General features: G+C 47.2%; 1 protein-coding gene. It reads right to left on the reverse strand.

Annotation, left to right across the window (positions count from 1 at the left end):
* Nucleotides 1-363 precede the first annotated feature (363 nt).
* The gene (locus F6K53_RS43230; RefSeq protein WP_293086856.1) at nt 364-918 is read right to left on the reverse strand and encodes a CAP domain-containing protein; all 555 of its coding nucleotides are present in this window, start codon (nt 916-918) and stop codon (nt 364-366) included.
* Nucleotides 919-1285: the final 367 nt, after the last annotated feature.

Here is a 1285-nt window from a genome sequence, read left to right on the forward strand (position 1 = left end):
TATACCCGTGAGGAAGCAGCATATCCTGCATCTTGGTTAAGGGAACACAAGTTTTGGCCTGTGGCAGGGCGCATAGATAATGCCTTTGGGGATAGGAATTTGGTTTGTTCTTGTGAGGGAATGGAGGCGTATATCTAACTCCAAAGTCAATCCTCGAGTGTGGGGAGATGGGGAGATAGGGAGATGGGGAGATTTTTATTTGATATAACTCCCTTATTAACGGGGGTTAGGGTGATTCCGACTCCCTCGGTGCGCTTACAGTCGTCGAATTAAATTCGCCACGGGTCGCACCGCTCCCGACTCCCGACTCCCAACTCCCGACTCCCGATTCCCGATTCCCGACTCCCTACTCCCTACTGAGTATTAACGTGGTGAACCAAACACCTGCACCCAGTAGTGGCGATAGGGACTAGAAGGATCGCTGACATAGCCAAAGCCAATTTCTTGATACTGAGGCTTGAGTATATTACGGCGATGACCAGTGCTTCCCATCCATTGCCTAATGGTTTGAGCAGGAGTCGGGTTACCTGCGGCAATGTTTTCACCAACATAGGAATATAGATATCCTGCTGCTTTAGCGCGATCGCTTATTTTAGAACCATCCGAACCAGTATGACTGAAAAAACCATTGCGCACCATATCTTCAGCGTGTAGCTGTGCGGCTTGACTTAGCTCAGCAGAAAGCTGTAATGGTGGCAAGCCAGCTTTTCGCCGTTCAGCATTGGTTAGTCCAAGCAACTCAGTATTGAATTTAGCTAAGGATGAGCTACTGGTTAGCACAGTTATCTGCTCCTGAGAACCTCTCTGGAGGGTGTTATTGGAATAAGTGTTAGCCACAACTGAGCTAGACTGAAGCGCTATTTCAGATAATCCGAGCAAAGTAAGCGGAGCAATTGCCAAAAAATGGATTCTATGCATAAATTACCTCATGGGTCAATATCTGCAACAGATCTGATGGCACCCGGTAGCCATTAAAATGGCGCTAGATAGATAGAGCAATCCTATTCAACTTTTGAAGGGGATTGCTATGTATATTGACTAACCGTCCCCTGAAAAGGTTCCCTAATTCTTTTATGGGAAATTACCAGGGGAGGTTTTTTTGCCTTCGCTTAGCGTGGCCGTTCGCGTAGCGTGGCCTAAAGGCCAAAAGGGCATCGCATTTTCATTTCTTATTCAGCTATCAGCTATCAGCTATCAGTTATCAGTTATCAGCTTATGGGCTACGGGGACACTACTTAAGATGCTTTTGAATAAGCGATGCAGTGGCCTCACGGGGGTTTCCCCC

The sequence above is a fragment of the Moorena sp. SIO4A1 genome (assembly GCF_010672065.1).
Taxonomy (GTDB): domain Bacteria; phylum Cyanobacteriota; class Cyanobacteriia; order Cyanobacteriales; family Coleofasciculaceae; genus Moorena.